Raw genomic sequence first — 14,953 nt, forward strand, 5'->3', positions numbered from 1 at the left:
GGGAGAGTGCTCCTAGTTTTTAGAATTTAAAATGGCATCTCGGGTTTTTAAAATCTGGGCAACAATACTAAAGGAAATTTCCGCTGGATTATTGCCACCAAAAGAATCCCCCATCGGACAGTAAAATTCTTTAAGCAGGTTTTCAGAAATACCAGCCGCCAAAAGATCACTCTCAAGGCGTCTTCTTTTCTGATCGCTGCCCACGTTTCCCACATAACTAAAGCGACTGCGATTTTTCATGACTTCCACTAAAACAGGAAGGTCCGAAGAATGCCCCATCGTCATGAGTGTTACATAAGAGTTCTCTGGAAGTTTTGCCACTTCCTCTGAAAGTTTATCCGTTACAACAGTTTTTAATTTTGTAGACTGAGGCAGGCGGGAAATCCATTCCTCGCGTTGATCAAAGCAAGTGACGTGGCAATCCAGGAACAAAAGCATGCGCACAAATTCCTGAGAAATATGTCCTGCTCCGAATACGGCAATATGAAAAGGATTTTGAGATTTATGAAGTTCAAAAAAGAAACTTACAACTCCGCCGCAGGTCATGCCGATGTCTTTTTGTAAGTTCCAATCCACAAAATGATTCTTATGATCTTCACGGATCATGCGTTGAGCTTCTTTGATGGCAGCAGCTTCTACTTTACCACCACCGACAGTGCCAAACTCCAGGCCGTCAAGACTCACCAGGGCTTTTGCACCCACATCCTGAGGAGCAGACCCAATTTGTTTAACCATGGTGACCGCGACAAAGTTTTTTCCTGCCTCTTGCAGTTTTTTATAAGCGCTCAGGAAGGTTTCAAAATTAGGCCCGGTCATAGCGTGAAAGCTCCATCAAAACCACTTCTGGAGTGGCCGGTGATATGATCTGCGGGATTTTTCCCTGAGCCTTGTAGCGAAGAGCATCCTTGATTGCAGTCCAAGCACTGATTCCCAATAAAAACGGCGGCTCACCCACAGCCTTAGAGCCGTGAATATTTGCGGTGTTCCCATTGTTCTCGATGAATTCGACATTAAATACGCGAGGCGTATCTTGCACATTCGGAATTTTATAAGTCGTTGGCGAATGACTTAATAGTCTTCCGTCTTTATTATGGTAAAGCTTTTCAGAAGTCACCCAGCCCATGCCTTGAACAAAGGCACCTGTGACTTGCCCGCGATCAATGCCTGGATTTAAAGGACGACCCAAATCCATTAAGATATCTGTGCGAAGCATTTTGTATTCGCCAGTATTAGTATCGATCTCAACTTCCGTCGCGGCGACACCATTGGTGAAATACTTAAAAGGTGTTCCTTTGCCCGTGGCTTTGGAATAACCCAAACCTTCAGTTTTAAAATGAGCATACTCACCTAGGCTTACGCGGTTAAAGTAAGCTTTTAAAAGCAAATCCACCCACGAGAGCTGCGTCTTAGTCGGCAAGTGGGTGACTGTGCTATCTTTGAATTCAAATTCTTCAAACTTAAGAGCTGCCTCATCAAACGCCGGGCACTCTGCGATATCATCCATCGGAGCCTTGGCCAAAACCTGTTGAAAGACCCAAGCTAAACGCTTGCGGATCCCCATGGCCGCTTTCAAGGCTGCGGCTCCATTGATATCTGCCCCGCTAGATGCGGCGGTCGGAGAGGTATTGTGATTTTTCTCAGTCGAGGTTGCCATCACACGCACTTGCTCTGCGGGAATTCCAAAGCAGTGTGCAACGATTTGTTGGATCTTGGTGTTTACACCCTGACCCATTTCAGTGGCGCCCGTAGAAACCTGCACGGTTCCATCTTTATGCACATTCACGGAAGCGTTGCCTTGATTTAAAAAGCGTGCGGTAAAGGCGATACCAAACTTAGTGGCTGAGACAGATAGGCCGCGAATTTTTCCTTGGGAGTTTTTATTAAACTCATCAATCGCCAGACGGCGTTTATCATACTCGCAGTCTTTGCGCAGACGCGTGAATAAATCCGTCAGGGGAGTATTTTCAAGCTTTTGACCGTAGTGAGTGGTGTTGCGAGTGTGCTCCTGATAACAATTTCGCTCGCGAATCAGAAGAGCATCGATTTTTAAATAAGCAGCCATTTCCTCAATAATGCTTTCAATGGTCATCGTTCCTTGTGGACCACCGAAACCACGGAAGGCGGTATTAGAGTACATGTTGGTACGAACGACATGACCTTCAATGAAAGCATTTGGTAAATAGTAAGCCCCATCGATATGAAACAAAGCGCGATCTAAGATAGAGCTGGATAGATCGGCATAGGCTCCGCCATCCGCATAAAGATGGCATTTAAGTCCCAAGATCATTCCTTGGTCGTCAAAAGCCACATCCCAGAAGTTTTTAAACGGATGACGTTTGCCAGTCATCGCCATGTCGTCATCTTTAGATAAAATCAGACGGGCAGGACGATTCATTTTTTGTGCGACTAAGGCAGCCATCGCTGCAAAGGGTGCCGCCTGACTTTCCTTGCCACCAAAGCCACCGCCCATGCGCTTCACAACGCAGACGACTTGATGAAGAGAGAGCCCCAAGGCTTCTGCCACCAGATGTTGGGTTTCCGTGGGGTGTTGGGAACTGGAATGAACTTCGATCTGGCCATCCTCTAATGGGTAAGCGATACAAGCCTGAGATTCTAAATAAAAATGCTCCTGGCCACCACACTCAAAAATTCCACTTAATCTGTGGGGAGCTGAAGCCATCGCTGCATCGACGTCACCGCATTTCATCGGTCCCGCGTGATACATGAAATCTTTCTTTTCAATACCAGCATCAATGGTTAAAACTGCATCAGCTTTTTCAATATCAAAAGTGATCAACTGACGGGCTTGTAACAGTTGATCGTAATTTGTTCCGACCAAAATCATGGCCGGCTCTTCGTAATAACCAATTTTGCTTTCAACCAAAATAGGCTGCTCAACAACGATCGTGCCCCAGGTATTGTGATGTAAATCCTTCGCTGTAAAAGCCGCAAGAACTCCCGGAGCTTTCAAAGCTTTTTCATAGTGTATGGCTTTAAGTGTTCCCGCTGCCGCAGGCACACCCACGGGCAGGACCAAGACTTCTCCATGTTGCATAAGTCGATCATCAATAAATACACTGGTGCCGCTGACATGACCCGTAGAGGAATCATGCGGGATGTTTTTTCCTATGGACATAAAACCTCCATTGGTGACGACAACTCGGCCTGCATTTCATGGAAACACTTTTTAAACAGATTTTCAGTCACCAAGTGACGATATTCGGCGCTTGCGCGTAGATCTGAAATCGGCTTAATCGATCCCGAAGCCAGCGATCCCGCTGTAGTAAAGGTCATTTCATTAAAGGTTTTACCGACCAAATGAGCTTCAACGGAAGGCATGCGCGTAACGGTAGGGCCAACCCCACCCATTGCGACGCGGGCTTCAGAGATATTAGTCCCTTCCAATTTTAAAACGATGGCACAAGTAACCGCAGAGATATCCAGATCTTTACGCAATGAAACTTTGAAATAACGATGTAGGTAGTTGCCTTTAAGAGCTGGAACGAAAATGCCAGTGGCGATTTCATCTTCCGCTTTATCAAAGACCTTATAGCCCTTGTAGTAGTCATTTAGTTTTACAGTGCGAGCGCCGCGAACCGACTGCAGTTGGATTTCCGCATCCAGCACCATCAGTGCGGGAATGCTATCACCAATCGGTGAGCCATTTAGAATATTTCCTAGCAACGTGCCCTGGTTTTTAATCTGCGGAGAAGCAAAGATATGCAAAAGACGTTTTAGCTCCGGGTGAGCGGATTTTACAAAATTCTCAACATCGGTCAGTGAAGCCATGGCGCCAATCAAGATTCCATGAGCGGAGCCATTCACGGCGTGAACACCAGAAATTTTATTAAGAACCAGAATCTCCTGCAAAGAAGTTTTGGCTTTATTAATTAAAACCCCCAAATCCGTCGCCCCGGCCACTAAACGGACTTGCTTGGAAGCGGCCTTAATTTGGAAGGCCTCAGGTAAAGTCGTGGGCATATAGAGCTTTTTATTCTCAGAAGTGATTTCAATTCCGGCGTGAAGCTCTGATTGGAAGTGAGCCGTTAAGGCCGATGTTAAATAACGAGCTGCCAAAGACTCCCATTTATTTAAATCCAAATTTGTCGCAGCCTTTAAAATCGGCTCATAACCCGTACAGCGGCACAAATTTCCAGTCAGGTAATTGCGGGCCTTTTTCTCGGTGACTTCTTGTTTGGACTCTTTGCAGTCCTCTGCAAGTTGCGCCATCGAGCACACCATGCCCGGCGTGCAAAAGCCACATTGCCCACCGTGAAATTCACGCATTTTATTTTGCACTTCACTTAAAGACTCCGCATGCTTCATGCCTTCAACAGTCACAATGCAAGAAAGATCAAAAAGATAAACGGGAGCGATACAGGAATTAATCGCGCGCAAGGGAGGCCAACCGTCTTGACGTAAAGTCGCTGTCACAACCGTGCAGGCACCGCAGTCGCCTTCAGCGCAAACAACCTTAGTTCCGGGTTTATGAAGAGTATTACGCAAGAATTGAGCAAGAGGCAGAAAAGCCTCTTCGCCAGAGACCTTTATCGTCTCGCCATTGACGTTGATTAGAAGATGATTTCTTTTTGCTATTTGACCCATCCTATAGGCGTCTCATGGATTTTGTGAGGTAGCAAGTAGTCTGAAGTATCTAACGAGGCAGAGCGTAAAGAAAAAGGCCCTCCAGGGGAGAGCCTTTTTTAAATTATTGCAATAGTGAGAACTAAGATTAGTGGCGAACGATATCAGTCGCAGTTTCTTTAGCCACTTCGTTCAAGCAATCAGCAAAGAATTTGCAAACCATGAACAGGTGAATTTGTTCATCTTGTTCAAGGGCTGGTTCCAAATCTGGAGACATGAAAAGCTCTTCGATCATATAATTTACCAGCTCTGGCTGACCTTCCGCTTTTGCACGCTCTTGAATTTGCGTGATCATCTCGTCGTTCATTTGCAGGTAAGATTCCATTTCTGGTTCTGCTTTTTCGAAACGAGCCACAACTTCATCTTCTGTGATTGGGCGAAGTTTTTTATATTTTTCTTCAAAGGCGCGATTCAAGATCAAAGCCATCATAAAACCCAAGTCTTGAGCGCTTTCAGACATGTCTTCGATGAATTCCATGAAAAAGCCACCCAAATCTGGTTGCACATCAAACAGGTGCTCAGACGCTTTTTCCAAATCTGCTTCTGTGGTCATGCCGCAGATCACGTCGATAGAATCTTGTACAACTTCAAATGGGATTTTTTCCATGCTATTCCTCTTACTTGTGTTTACTATGGCAGAGGATACAGGGGAGATCGGCACGATGCAATTCATTAAGACATTAGTTATGATGCTGTTTACGACGCTGGGCTTCTGCCTTTGCTCTGGAGCATTGGCCGCAGAGACGCTTTCTGAAGACCTTTTCACTCACAAAATTCAGCCCCTTTTTGACAATCGCTGCCTGGCTTGTCACAGCTGTTTCAATGCTCCTTGTCAGCTGAATCTGCAAAACTTTGATGGTTTTGCCCGGGGAGCAAACAAATTAAACGTCTATGACGGTACTCGCAGTAAGAGTGTTGAGCCTTCGCGCATCTGGATCGATGCAAAGTCCACCAAAGAGTGGCGTGAGAAGGGATTTTTCACGGTTCATAATTCCATCGAACCTGAGAAAAATATCTTTTTCCAAATGCTGAATTTGCGAGCAATTAATACGTCTTCTGTTAAAGCGCAGGTACATGAAAGCCAAGTCTGCGCCGCCAACAGCGAAGAATTAGATTCCATGAAAACGGCCCAATCGCAGCTGGGGATGCCTTACGGTTTGCCGGCTTTGCGCGAGACAGAACTTGAAACTATCAAAGCCTGGATTAGCAAAGGTGCCCCGGGGCCAAGTCTTGATGCGGATAAGAAAGCCCATTCTATTTCCACGAAACTGGTGTCTCAGGTGGAGATTTGGGAAAAGTATTTAAATCAAAATGAGCTTAAGCAAAAGCTGGTCAGTCGTTATCTTTTCGAGCATCTGTTCTTGGCGCACATTTACTTTCCCGAAGAACCTCGAACATTTTTACGCTTAATTCGTTCTAAAAGGTCTTGTGATAAACCAGACGAAATTGCCACGCGCAGACCCAATGACGATCCGGGAGTTAAAAAATTCTATTACTGCCTGGTGAGGTTTCCCGGCACGATTGTATCAAAAACGCATTTGCCTTACGAGCTGTCTCACCAAAAGCTTGCGCGCTTTAAAGAGCTATTTGATCAAAAGTGGGATGTGCAAACCTTGCCGTCTTACGAATCTGGCGTGGCGGAAAACCCATTCATCGCCTTTCAAGATATTCCGGTGAAAATTCGCTATCAGTTTTTACTCGACGATGCCCAATACCACGTGGCGACCTTTATCAAGGGGCCTGTATGTAATGGCACCATGGCCGTTAATTCCATTCAAGAGCAGTTCTATACGTTTTTCTTAAATCCCGATTCTGACAATATGGTTCTGTCTAAGGAATATGAAAAGCAAGCGGCCCCTTTGTTGGCACTTCCTGGAAAATTTGGCTCTGATGTGGAGTTTACGTCGGCGCCATTGGACCTAAAACGCATCACTGATTATCGTGAGGCCTATAGACTGCTTCGCAGTAAAGAACTTATTAAGAATCGTCCCGACGGCTATACACTGAATGATATCTGGAATGGTGATGAGAAAAATAATAACGCTGTGTTGACCATTTTCCGTCATGACCAAAATGCCGTGGTGATAAAAGGGGCGGTCGGTGATCTTTCAAAAACTGTTTTCGTTCTTGATTATCCGCTTTTTGAAAGATTGGTTTATAACCTAGTTGTGAATTTCGATGTTTTTGGAAATATCGGGCACCAACTTCTGACTCGAGTTTACATGGATATGATTCGTATGGAGGCCGAGGAGTTATTCTTAAGATTTTTACCACCCGAGGAACGCCTGCAATACCGTCGGACCTGGTATCAAGGAATTTTGGCTAGCGCCAAAATGGAATATATTTATCCTCCAGTAGGGGCTGGAGAGCCCACGGGAGTTCGCTTTACCAAGGGAACCCAAACCAAGCGGCAAATGGTTGAAAAAATACTTTTTTATCGCATGAATGAAAAAGTGCGAGGAGAGATCGACGACATTAACTGGCGAAAGGTCACTCCGCCGGCGAGTCTGGGACTTAAAGTAAAAGCCACGGGACTCAACAACGAATTCCGTAAAATTTCTTCCATCGCCGCAGGAAACAGCACTCCCTTTGCGCGCTATTTTCCTGATGTGGCCTTTGTGATGGTTAAAGGCAAAGACGAAACTCGAGTCTTTTCACTCATTCACAATAAAGAGCATGAAAATGTCTCTTGGATCACGGCCGAGTCCTTACGGATGTCTCCGAAAGAAGACACTCTCACTGTCCGAGAAGGTTTCTGGGCCTATTATCCGAATATGATTTTCCAGGTACCTGAAAAGGAGTTGCCAGCATTTACGACTCTCATCACGCGTATAAAAAATGACCAAGGTTATGAAGCCTTGGTAGACAAGTGGGGAGTGCGCAGACAAAACCCCCATTTCTGGAGCGCCTACGACGAACTCCAAAAAGTGTATCTAGATTTCGATAGAATCAACGCTGGCTACATAGACCTCACCCGCTATTCCTTATAAGGTGCCAGGTCCTATTCCTGTATGCGATGCAGAACTACTGGCACTTCGAACAAAGACCGAAAAAATCCAAGCGGTGAGATAATTGTGTGTAACCCATTTTTTCGACCATTTGGATGTGTTGATCCAAATCGCAAATATGCAGAGGTTCCACGCTCTGACAATTACGGCAAATCACGTGATGATGGTGATGGCCTGATTCTAGTGTGAGTTCAAACCGAGCTACACCGTCGCCAAATTCCAAACGCGAAACAAGTAAGGTCTCTTCGAATTTTTTAAGAATGCGATAAATCGTAACCAGATCTACACCAGCGTCTTTACCGCCTAATTTTTTAAAGATCTCGTCTGCAGAAATAGGTTCAGGATGATGCAAAAGAATTTTAAGCATCTGACTGCGCTGCTGGGTCAATTTCATGCCTGCTTTGCGCACTCTTTCTTCAAGAGTGTCGATATCGATATTTTTACGTTCCTGACTGCATTTATTCACCGGGCCAAGATAGCTGATTTGCGGCCACAAAGCCAGCCCGGTGTTGTGAATATACTTAGGTTTTCTTAGATCTCAGTACTGTAAGTGCATTTAATGCGTAATAGGTGTAACAGATGGCTGCGAACACGGGAATAAAGAACAAGGCAAAGGGAATATAGGCACAAAATCCCAGGATCAGGCCCATGCCAAAAAGAGCTTTCCCCTCTTTTTCTTCAATCAACTGGCGCTCTTCCTCGCTCGCATAATCCTGTAAAACGTCGTACAAAAACACCTTTTTATTGAGCCAAGAAGTCAGACTTAAAGGGACCAGAATCGGGCCCATCGGTAGCAACCACAGTGGTAAAGTCACGGTGAACCAAAAAATAAATAAGGCTGTCGCATACAGTGTGTTCCAAAGGCTTCCGATTAAAGTGCCTCCGCGCTTTTTTTCAAGGTGAGGAAAATCTTTTTCAGCAATCCATTTTAAAGCCAATGGTAAAACAAAAATTGAAACCAGGATCAGCGCCAATAAAAAACAGGCCGGCACAAAAAGGAGCACCAATAAAATCGCGGCAATCGCATCGATGTATCCCTCTGCGCCCGTGAAATTGTGAATCCACTGAAACGGCCACAGCCCTTGTAAAAATCCTTCAAGACCAACTGTCCAGCTGCCCCAAAAGAAAAAGAAAACAGCAAAAACTGCCACGACGGCAAGAATAGGAGGAAGAAACGTTAGAAGCAAAAGGCGAGAGCTAAACAAGGATTCAAAAGACTGTCTGAAAGTTTTGATTATCTTGTGCATGAAAACATTTTTCCTCTTTTAAATTCAGCTTGCAAGTGTTTCAATGAGGCGATCATGAGAAAAACGATTTATCTTTTCCGACACGGACAAACTGACTGGAATCTGGTGCGCAGACTCCAAGGACATTCAGATATTCCCTTGAATGAGGAAGGCCGCAGACAGGCACAATGTCTGCAAAGTTTTTTTAGCGAAAATCCGGTTGAAATCATGGCAAGCAGTGATCTTTCCCGCGCCCAACAGACGGCGGCCATTGCCAATGAAAACCTCAATGCGCCCACATTTTTCTCAGAAAATTTCCGCGAAGTATTTCTGGGGGATGCTGAAGGTATGTCTCAAGATGAAATCCTGGAGAAACACGGCGAAGACAATTGGAAGCGGTGGACCTCTCATGAAACCAAACATTTTGATTTTACGTATCTTAATGGGGAGTCAGGTGTTGAAGCGATTGAACGCTTTAAAAAAGGCTTGCTGGAATTTTGTGAAGGCGAAGATTTCACCGTAGCCGGTCTTTGCACTCATGGATTGATGCTAAAAAGATTTTTGCACTCGCTTCGTCCTGATCTACAAGAGCCCCTGCCGATTCCAAACTGTGTCGTTTACAGAATCGAATGGAGCCCGGAAGCAGGTTTTGAGTTTAAACTTTGATCTACTGCAGTCTTGGAAGTCGCATCACGAAAGTAGTGTTCGCGGCACCGCGGTCCAAAAACAGACTTCCTTTATGATTTTTCATAATCCCCGAGGAAATACTGAGTCCCAAGCCGGTCCCTTTGCCAAGCTCCTTGGTCGTGAAGAAGGGCTGCATGATCTTTTGGGCCACGTCATCGGGAATTCTTGGACCGGAATCTGTCACGCGAATATCGATATAGTCTCCGTACTCGACGGCGTCGACACGAATCCATTTTTCCTCTGATTTTTGAGCCGCATCGAACGAATTATTCAATAGATTTAACAGCACTTGCTCGACTTGAATAACCCGGCATTCGATTTCAAAATCTTCGTCGATAGGAGAAACCTCAAGTTCCACACCGTAATTGTAAAAACGCGTTTTACAGAATTCCAAGGTTTCTTCAACCATCGCTTTGGCGGAAACCAACTCAAACGGATCTTGTTCGCCTTCACGGGAAAAGGAACGTAAGGATTTAATGATTCTTGCGATTTTGTCAGCGGTCTTGCTGATACTTTCCGCGGCCTGTTTGATTTTTTCGGGATCGAGTTTTTCTTGCTCCACCATCTGGGTCAGTTGAAAGGAGCGCGCCTGAATGACGGTCAAAGGGTTGTTAATTTCGTGAGCGATGCCCCCAGACATTTCACCAAGGGCTGCCATTTTCGCAGCGGAAATCATTTTCGCCTGGGTTTCCGCAATTTGCTTTTCCGTTTGAATTTCACGCGTCGAATCCCAGGCCACACCATAAAACCGAGTGCCCATCTGTGATTCTTGTTTTCGGCCATACATGTTGATGTGATGAATGGAGCCATCATCGTGGCGAACTCGATAGCGAATATAAATTTCGGGATCGTTACGATTATAAGCGTCCATAAAGGCGGAGTACGAAGGCTCTCGATCTTCCGGCAAAACACGACGACGGAAGGTTTCTAAAGGATCTTCATTGGGTTGTTCTCCGTGAAGTTCAAACATGCGTTTGTCCCACACACCGATCGGAGCCACCGGGTCGTATTCAAAAGTCGCCATCTTTGCAGCTGACAACGAGAGATTTAATTTCTCCAAAGTTTGCGAAAGCTGCATTTCGTGTGCTTTTTGATCATCAATGACTGCGGCAATTCCGACAACGCTGATCGGAACACCTTTATCATCGCGTTTAAAAACAGAAATACGATCATCAATCCAGTGATACTGACCCCATACATCTTTAAAGCGATACTCAAAGTGCAGGACTTCGCCGTCCACCATTTTGTTCAAAACATAATCACGGGACTTTTCCAGGGTTCCTAAATCGTCAGGATGCATCACTGTGGGCCAGTAATTTTGGCCCATGGCTCGAAGCTGTTCTTGAGTCCAACCGAAGCGGCTAGCGACATTTTCGTTAAACCACGCCATGGTGCCTGTTTGTAAATCAAACAGGTAGACAGCACTCGGCAGGAATTCAAAAACCTGCTCCACAAGATTTTTTTGGTTCTTCAAAATTTCTTCAGCCATATGGCTTTAAATGATAGCTTGAACAGCCTCATAACGCAAAATGGCTAAATCATAATCAAACCTTAACAATACACAAAAAATACCCCGTGCTAGATTCCGTTCGAATGGGAAAGTGTATGAAATACCTTCAGTTACTGTCAGCTTTGCTTATATTTGCAGCATCTTTGATTTTTAGTTCGCACGCGCACGCTCAAGTGCCAGTGATTCGCATTGATGGATCCAGCACTGTGTTCCCAATTACTGAAGCCATGGCTGAGGAGTATCAAACTTCCAAACGCGGTAAAGTCCGTGTGACAGTGGGCATCTCTGGTACTGGTGGTGGCTTTAAAAAATTCTGCCGTGGTGAAACGGACATTCAAAATGCCTCTCGTCCCATTCAAGCTGCTGAAATTGAAAAGTGTCGTGCAAAAGGTGTGACGTTTATCGAGCTTCCAATTGCATATGATGCGACAGCCATTATCGTAAGTCCTAAAAACACCTGGCTTAAATCCATCACGGTTGATGAGCTTAAAAAAATGTGGCAACCAGCAGCTCAGGGTAAAGTGATGTTGTGGTCTGATGTGAATCCCGCTTGGCCAAAAGAAAAAATGAAGCTTTACGGTGCAGGTTCTGATTCCGGGACTTTCGATTACTTTACGGAAGCTATTGTCGGCAAAGCTAAAGCTTCACGTGGAGACTATACGGCCAGCGAAGACGACAACACCTTGGTCACGGGAGTTGCGAATGACCCCAATGCCTTGGGATATATTCCACTGGCATACGCGGAAGAGAATGTTTCAAAACTTCGCATGGTGCCAGTCGTGGGTGGCGAGAAATCACCAAAAAAAATGGAAGCAGTCATCCCAGCTCGCAAAACGGTTGAAACGGGGGATTACTTCCCACTTTCAAGACCGGTGTTCATCTACGTCAGTGCAACGTCGTTGGCTAAGCCTGAAATTTTGGAATTCGCCAATTTCTTCTTAAAGCAATGTCCAACTATCGTTCCTGAAGTTAAGTATGTTCCACTTCCAGGGTCTGCTTATACGATCGGGCAAGATCACATCAAAATCAAAAAAGTGGGAACTGTATTCGGTGGCCACTCTGAGATCGGGATTAAGATCGAAGACCTGATGAAGCGCGAAAGCGCACAGTAAGAAGTCACACCGTGAGTAAAAAACAACTTAAGAAACTATCTGAATTTACCTCTGCGGATCATCCTGTCCGCCGCATGCGCCGTTTGAAGGAACGCTTAATCGAGGGCGCTTTATTCCTGGCGGCAGCAAGCTCCGTATTTGTAACCTTGGGGATCGTCGGTATCCTGATTACCGAAAGTATTCCATTTTTTGAACACGTAAGCATTTGGGATTTCCTGACAGACCGTGAGTGGACGCCGTTATTTGAAAATGCCCATTATGGAATTTTGCCGCTGCTTTGCGGGACATTCTTAACGACAATCATCGCGTTGATCATCGCGATTCCCTTGGGAACAGTGGCGGCAGCATTCTTAAGTGAATATGTTCGTCCGAATGTGCGTGAAGTGTTAAAGCCGGTTTTAGAGCTATTGGCAGCGGTGCCAACGGTGGTTTACGGTTACTTTGCTCTTTTGTTCGTGACCCCACTTTTGCAAAAAGTTTTCCCTTCCATGGGGGGCTTTAACGTACTCAGTGCAGGGCTCGTGATGGGTGTGATGATCATTCCTTACATCAGCAGCTTAAGTGAAGATGCCATGCGCGCAGTGCCCGGACATTTGCGTGAAGCTTCGTTTGCAGTGGGTGCTTCTCGTATGCAGACGGCCTTCCGTGTGGTTATTCCGGCGGCTTTCTCGGGTATCACGTCAGCTTACATCCTGGGTATTTCCCGTGCGCTGGGGGAGACGATGGTCGTTGCGATCGCAGCCGGCATGCAGCCAAATCTCACTTTAAATCCTCTTGAGCCCTCAGCTACGATCACAGCTTTTATCGTGCAAGTAAGTCTGGGAGATCTCCCGCACGGATCGATTGGATATCAATCGATCTATGTCGCGGGACTCAGTCTTCTGTGTCTAACGTTATGTTTTAATGTGATTGGTTTGTGGCTTCGTAAAAAGTTTCAGGAGAAGGAATAGATGGAATCCAGACAAGACCTTCTTGCCAATATTAAACGTCGTCAGCTGTGGGATTTTTTCTTCGCACTGGCGGGGCTTCTTGCATTATTATTTGCTTTGGTGACGTTGCTTGCGTTGATTGTGGATCTGGCGATGACAGGTGTTCCGCGTATCAACTTTGATTTCTTCACAAACTTCCCATCGCGTTTCCCGGAAAAAGCAGGGATTTTGTCTGCGTGGGTGGGCTCTTTTTGTATCATGCTGACAACAGCATTCTGTGCGATTCCTTTGGGAGTGGCGGCAGCCGTTTACCTTGAAGAGTACGCTAAAAAGAACTGGGTTTCCTCCCTGATTGAACTCAATATCGTGAACCTGGCGGGAATTCCATCCATCACTTACGGTTTGATGGCACTTGGACTTTTTGTGTACAAATTAAAATTAGGTCAAAGTATTCTAACTGCGGGTCTAACTTTGGGTTTATTGGTGTTGCCAATCATTATCGTAACCACTCGTGAGGCCATCAGATCCATTCCCAATATTATTCGTGAAGCTAGCTACGCAATGGGAGCCAGCAAGTGGCAAACCATCCGCTATCATATTTTACCGTACTCTTCCGGTGGTATTTTGACTGGCGTGATTATTTCCCTTTCGCGTGCGATCGGTGAAACAGCTCCTTTGATCACGATTGGTGCCTTGACGTTTATCGCGTTTTTACCAACGTCGCCGGTTGATACGCATTTACCGTATTTAAATTTCAAATGGTTGATGGATCCGTTCACAGTCATGCCGATTCAAATGTTTAACTGGTTGTCTCGTCCCCAAGCGGCGTTCCACACGAATGCAGCAGCCACCGGTGTGGTGTTGTTGTTGATGACGTTGATAATGAATGGGGGAGCCATCTGGCTTCGTTCCCGCTTCCGCAAAAAAATGAAGTGGTAAAAGGTACGACACAATTTCTCCATTTGTTTTTTGAAAGCAAAATGTCCGAAGAAGTTTAGTTTTAGAGTTTAGGAAGTTTTATGAGTAACGAATTAGTACTAAGAGCCGAAGTAAAAGATCTGGTTTTCTCTTATGGAGAGAAAAAGGTTTTGAACGGTATTACTTTGCCTATTTACGAAAACCGCGTGACGGCGCTGATTGGACCTTCCGGTTGTGGTAAGACGACTTTGCTTCGTTGTTTTAATCGTATGCATGATCTGTATGCGAATGCTCATTATCAAGGTGAAATCACTCTGCATCCGGATGGCATCAATATTTTGGGTAAAGACATTGATCCTATGGAAGTGCGCATGCGTATCGGGATGGTTTTTCAAAAACCAAATCCGTTTCCAAAAAGCATTTATGAAAACGTGGCTTACGGTCTAAAAGTTCGCGGTGTGAAAAAGAAAGCCTTCATCGAAGAGCGCGTTGAAAAGTCACTTCAGCAAGCCGGTCTTTGGACGGAAGTTAAAGATCGCTTGAGTTCTTCAGCAACGGCATTATCAGGCGGTCAGCAGCAACGTCTGTGCATCGCTCGCGCATTAGCAACAGAGCCAGAAATCTTGCTACTAGATGAGCCGACGTCTGCCTTGGATCCGATTTCCACTCGTCACATCGAAGAGCTTATTCAAGAGCTTCGTAAGGACGTGACCATCGCTATCGTCACGCACAGTCTGCATCAGGCAGCCCGTGTTTCAGATTATACGGCGTTTATGTACCTGGGTGATTTGATTGAATTCGGTGGAAGTGATCAAGTGTTTACGAATCCGAAAGATCAAAAGACCGAGAACTATATCACAGGCCGCTTCGGTTAACCCGGATCGGTGAAGAAGGCACGACTGCGTTGTTGAATCGTGCC

Annotated in this window: 13 protein-coding genes; 6 read left to right on the forward strand and 7 right to left on the reverse strand. The window is 45.5% G+C overall.

What is annotated here, in order from left to right; translation table 11 throughout:
* Nucleotides 1-12: 12 nt before the first annotated feature.
* The 4 genes from xdhC to DOM22_RS09015 all read right to left on the reverse strand — a co-directional run bounded on the left by xdhC (nt 13) and on the right by DOM22_RS09015 (nt 5,251).
* Nucleotides 13-816 (reverse strand): xanthine dehydrogenase accessory protein XdhC, encoded by an 804-nt coding sequence (xdhC, locus tag DOM22_RS09000; protein ID WP_142700037.1) that lies wholly within the window; start codon nt 814-816, stop codon nt 13-15.
* The gene (locus DOM22_RS09005) at nt 803-3,136 is read right to left on the reverse strand and encodes a xanthine dehydrogenase molybdopterin binding subunit (RefSeq protein WP_142700038.1); all 2,334 of its coding nucleotides are present in this window, start codon (nt 3,134-3,136) and stop codon (nt 803-805) included. The genes xdhC and DOM22_RS09005 overlap by 14 nt, the downstream gene beginning before the upstream one ends.
* Entirely contained in the window at nt 3,127-4,605 is a 1,479-nt protein-coding gene (locus DOM22_RS09010) for a xanthine dehydrogenase small subunit (protein ID WP_142700039.1), read from the reverse strand. Before DOM22_RS09010 ends, DOM22_RS09005 begins: the two co-directional genes overlap by 10 nt.
* A 127-nt stretch (nt 4,606-4,732) precedes the next feature.
* Nucleotides 4,733-5,251 (reverse strand): hypothetical protein, encoded by a 519-nt coding sequence (locus tag DOM22_RS09015; RefSeq protein ID WP_142700040.1) that lies wholly within the window; start codon nt 5,249-5,251, stop codon nt 4,733-4,735.
* A gap of 55 nt (nt 5,252-5,306) precedes the next feature.
* Here DOM22_RS09015 and DOM22_RS09020 point away from each other — a divergent pair, with 55 nt between their 5' ends.
* Nucleotides 5,307-7,634 (forward strand): fatty acid cis/trans isomerase, encoded by a 2,328-nt coding sequence (locus DOM22_RS09020; protein ID WP_246845916.1) that lies wholly within the window; start codon nt 5,307-5,309, stop codon nt 7,632-7,634.
* 34 nt (nt 7,635-7,668) lie between these two features.
* Here the strand turns inward: DOM22_RS09020 and DOM22_RS09025 are convergent, their stop codons facing one another.
* On the reverse strand, nt 7,669-8,148 hold the full coding sequence (locus DOM22_RS09025; protein WP_246845917.1) for a Fur family transcriptional regulator: 480 nt from the start codon (nt 8,146-8,148) through the stop codon (nt 7,669-7,671).
* 25 nt (nt 8,149-8,173) lie between these two features.
* Nucleotides 8,174-8,899, reverse strand: a complete 726-nt coding sequence (locus DOM22_RS09030; protein ID WP_142700042.1) for an EI24 domain-containing protein — start codon at nt 8,897-8,899, stop codon at nt 8,174-8,176.
* Nucleotides 8,900-8,953: 54 nt separating this feature from the next.
* Here DOM22_RS09030 and DOM22_RS09035 point away from each other — a divergent pair, with 54 nt between their 5' ends.
* Entirely contained in the window at nt 8,954-9,544 is a 591-nt protein-coding gene (locus DOM22_RS09035) for a histidine phosphatase family protein (protein WP_142700043.1), read from the forward strand.
* A 1-nt stretch (nt 9,545) separates the two neighbouring features.
* Here DOM22_RS09035 and DOM22_RS09040 read toward each other — a convergent pair whose 3' ends face one another.
* Complete coding sequence (locus DOM22_RS09040; RefSeq protein WP_142700044.1) at nt 9,546-11,054, reverse strand: PAS domain-containing protein; 1,509 nt, start codon at nt 11,052-11,054, stop codon at nt 9,546-9,548.
* Between the two features lie 116 nt (nt 11,055-11,170).
* Here DOM22_RS09040 and DOM22_RS09045 point away from each other — a divergent pair, with 116 nt between their 5' ends.
* The 4 genes from DOM22_RS09045 (at nt 11,171) to pstB (ending at nt 14,909) form a co-directional block, all read left to right on the forward strand.
* Nucleotides 11,171-12,187: a PstS family phosphate ABC transporter substrate-binding protein gene (locus DOM22_RS09045; RefSeq protein WP_142700045.1), complete on the forward strand. Its 1,017-nt coding sequence runs from the start codon at nt 11,171-11,173 to the stop codon at nt 12,185-12,187.
* 74 nt (nt 12,188-12,261) lie between these two features.
* Complete coding sequence (gene pstC / locus DOM22_RS09050) at nt 12,262-13,137, forward strand: phosphate ABC transporter permease subunit PstC (protein ID WP_142702168.1); 876 nt, start codon at nt 12,262-12,264, stop codon at nt 13,135-13,137.
* Nucleotides 13,138-14,055, forward strand: a complete 918-nt coding sequence (gene pstA, locus DOM22_RS09055; RefSeq protein WP_142700046.1) for a phosphate ABC transporter permease PstA — start codon at nt 13,138-13,140, stop codon at nt 14,053-14,055.
* 80 nt (nt 14,056-14,135) lie between these two features.
* Nucleotides 14,136-14,909 (forward strand): phosphate ABC transporter ATP-binding protein PstB, encoded by a 774-nt coding sequence (gene pstB / locus DOM22_RS09060; RefSeq protein ID WP_142700047.1) that lies wholly within the window; start codon nt 14,136-14,138, stop codon nt 14,907-14,909.
* Nucleotides 14,910-14,953: the final 44 nt, after the last annotated feature.

The sequence above is a fragment of the Bdellovibrio sp. ZAP7 genome, from assembly GCF_006874645.1.
GTDB lineage: Bacteria > Bdellovibrionota > Bdellovibrionia > Bdellovibrionales > Bdellovibrionaceae > Bdellovibrio.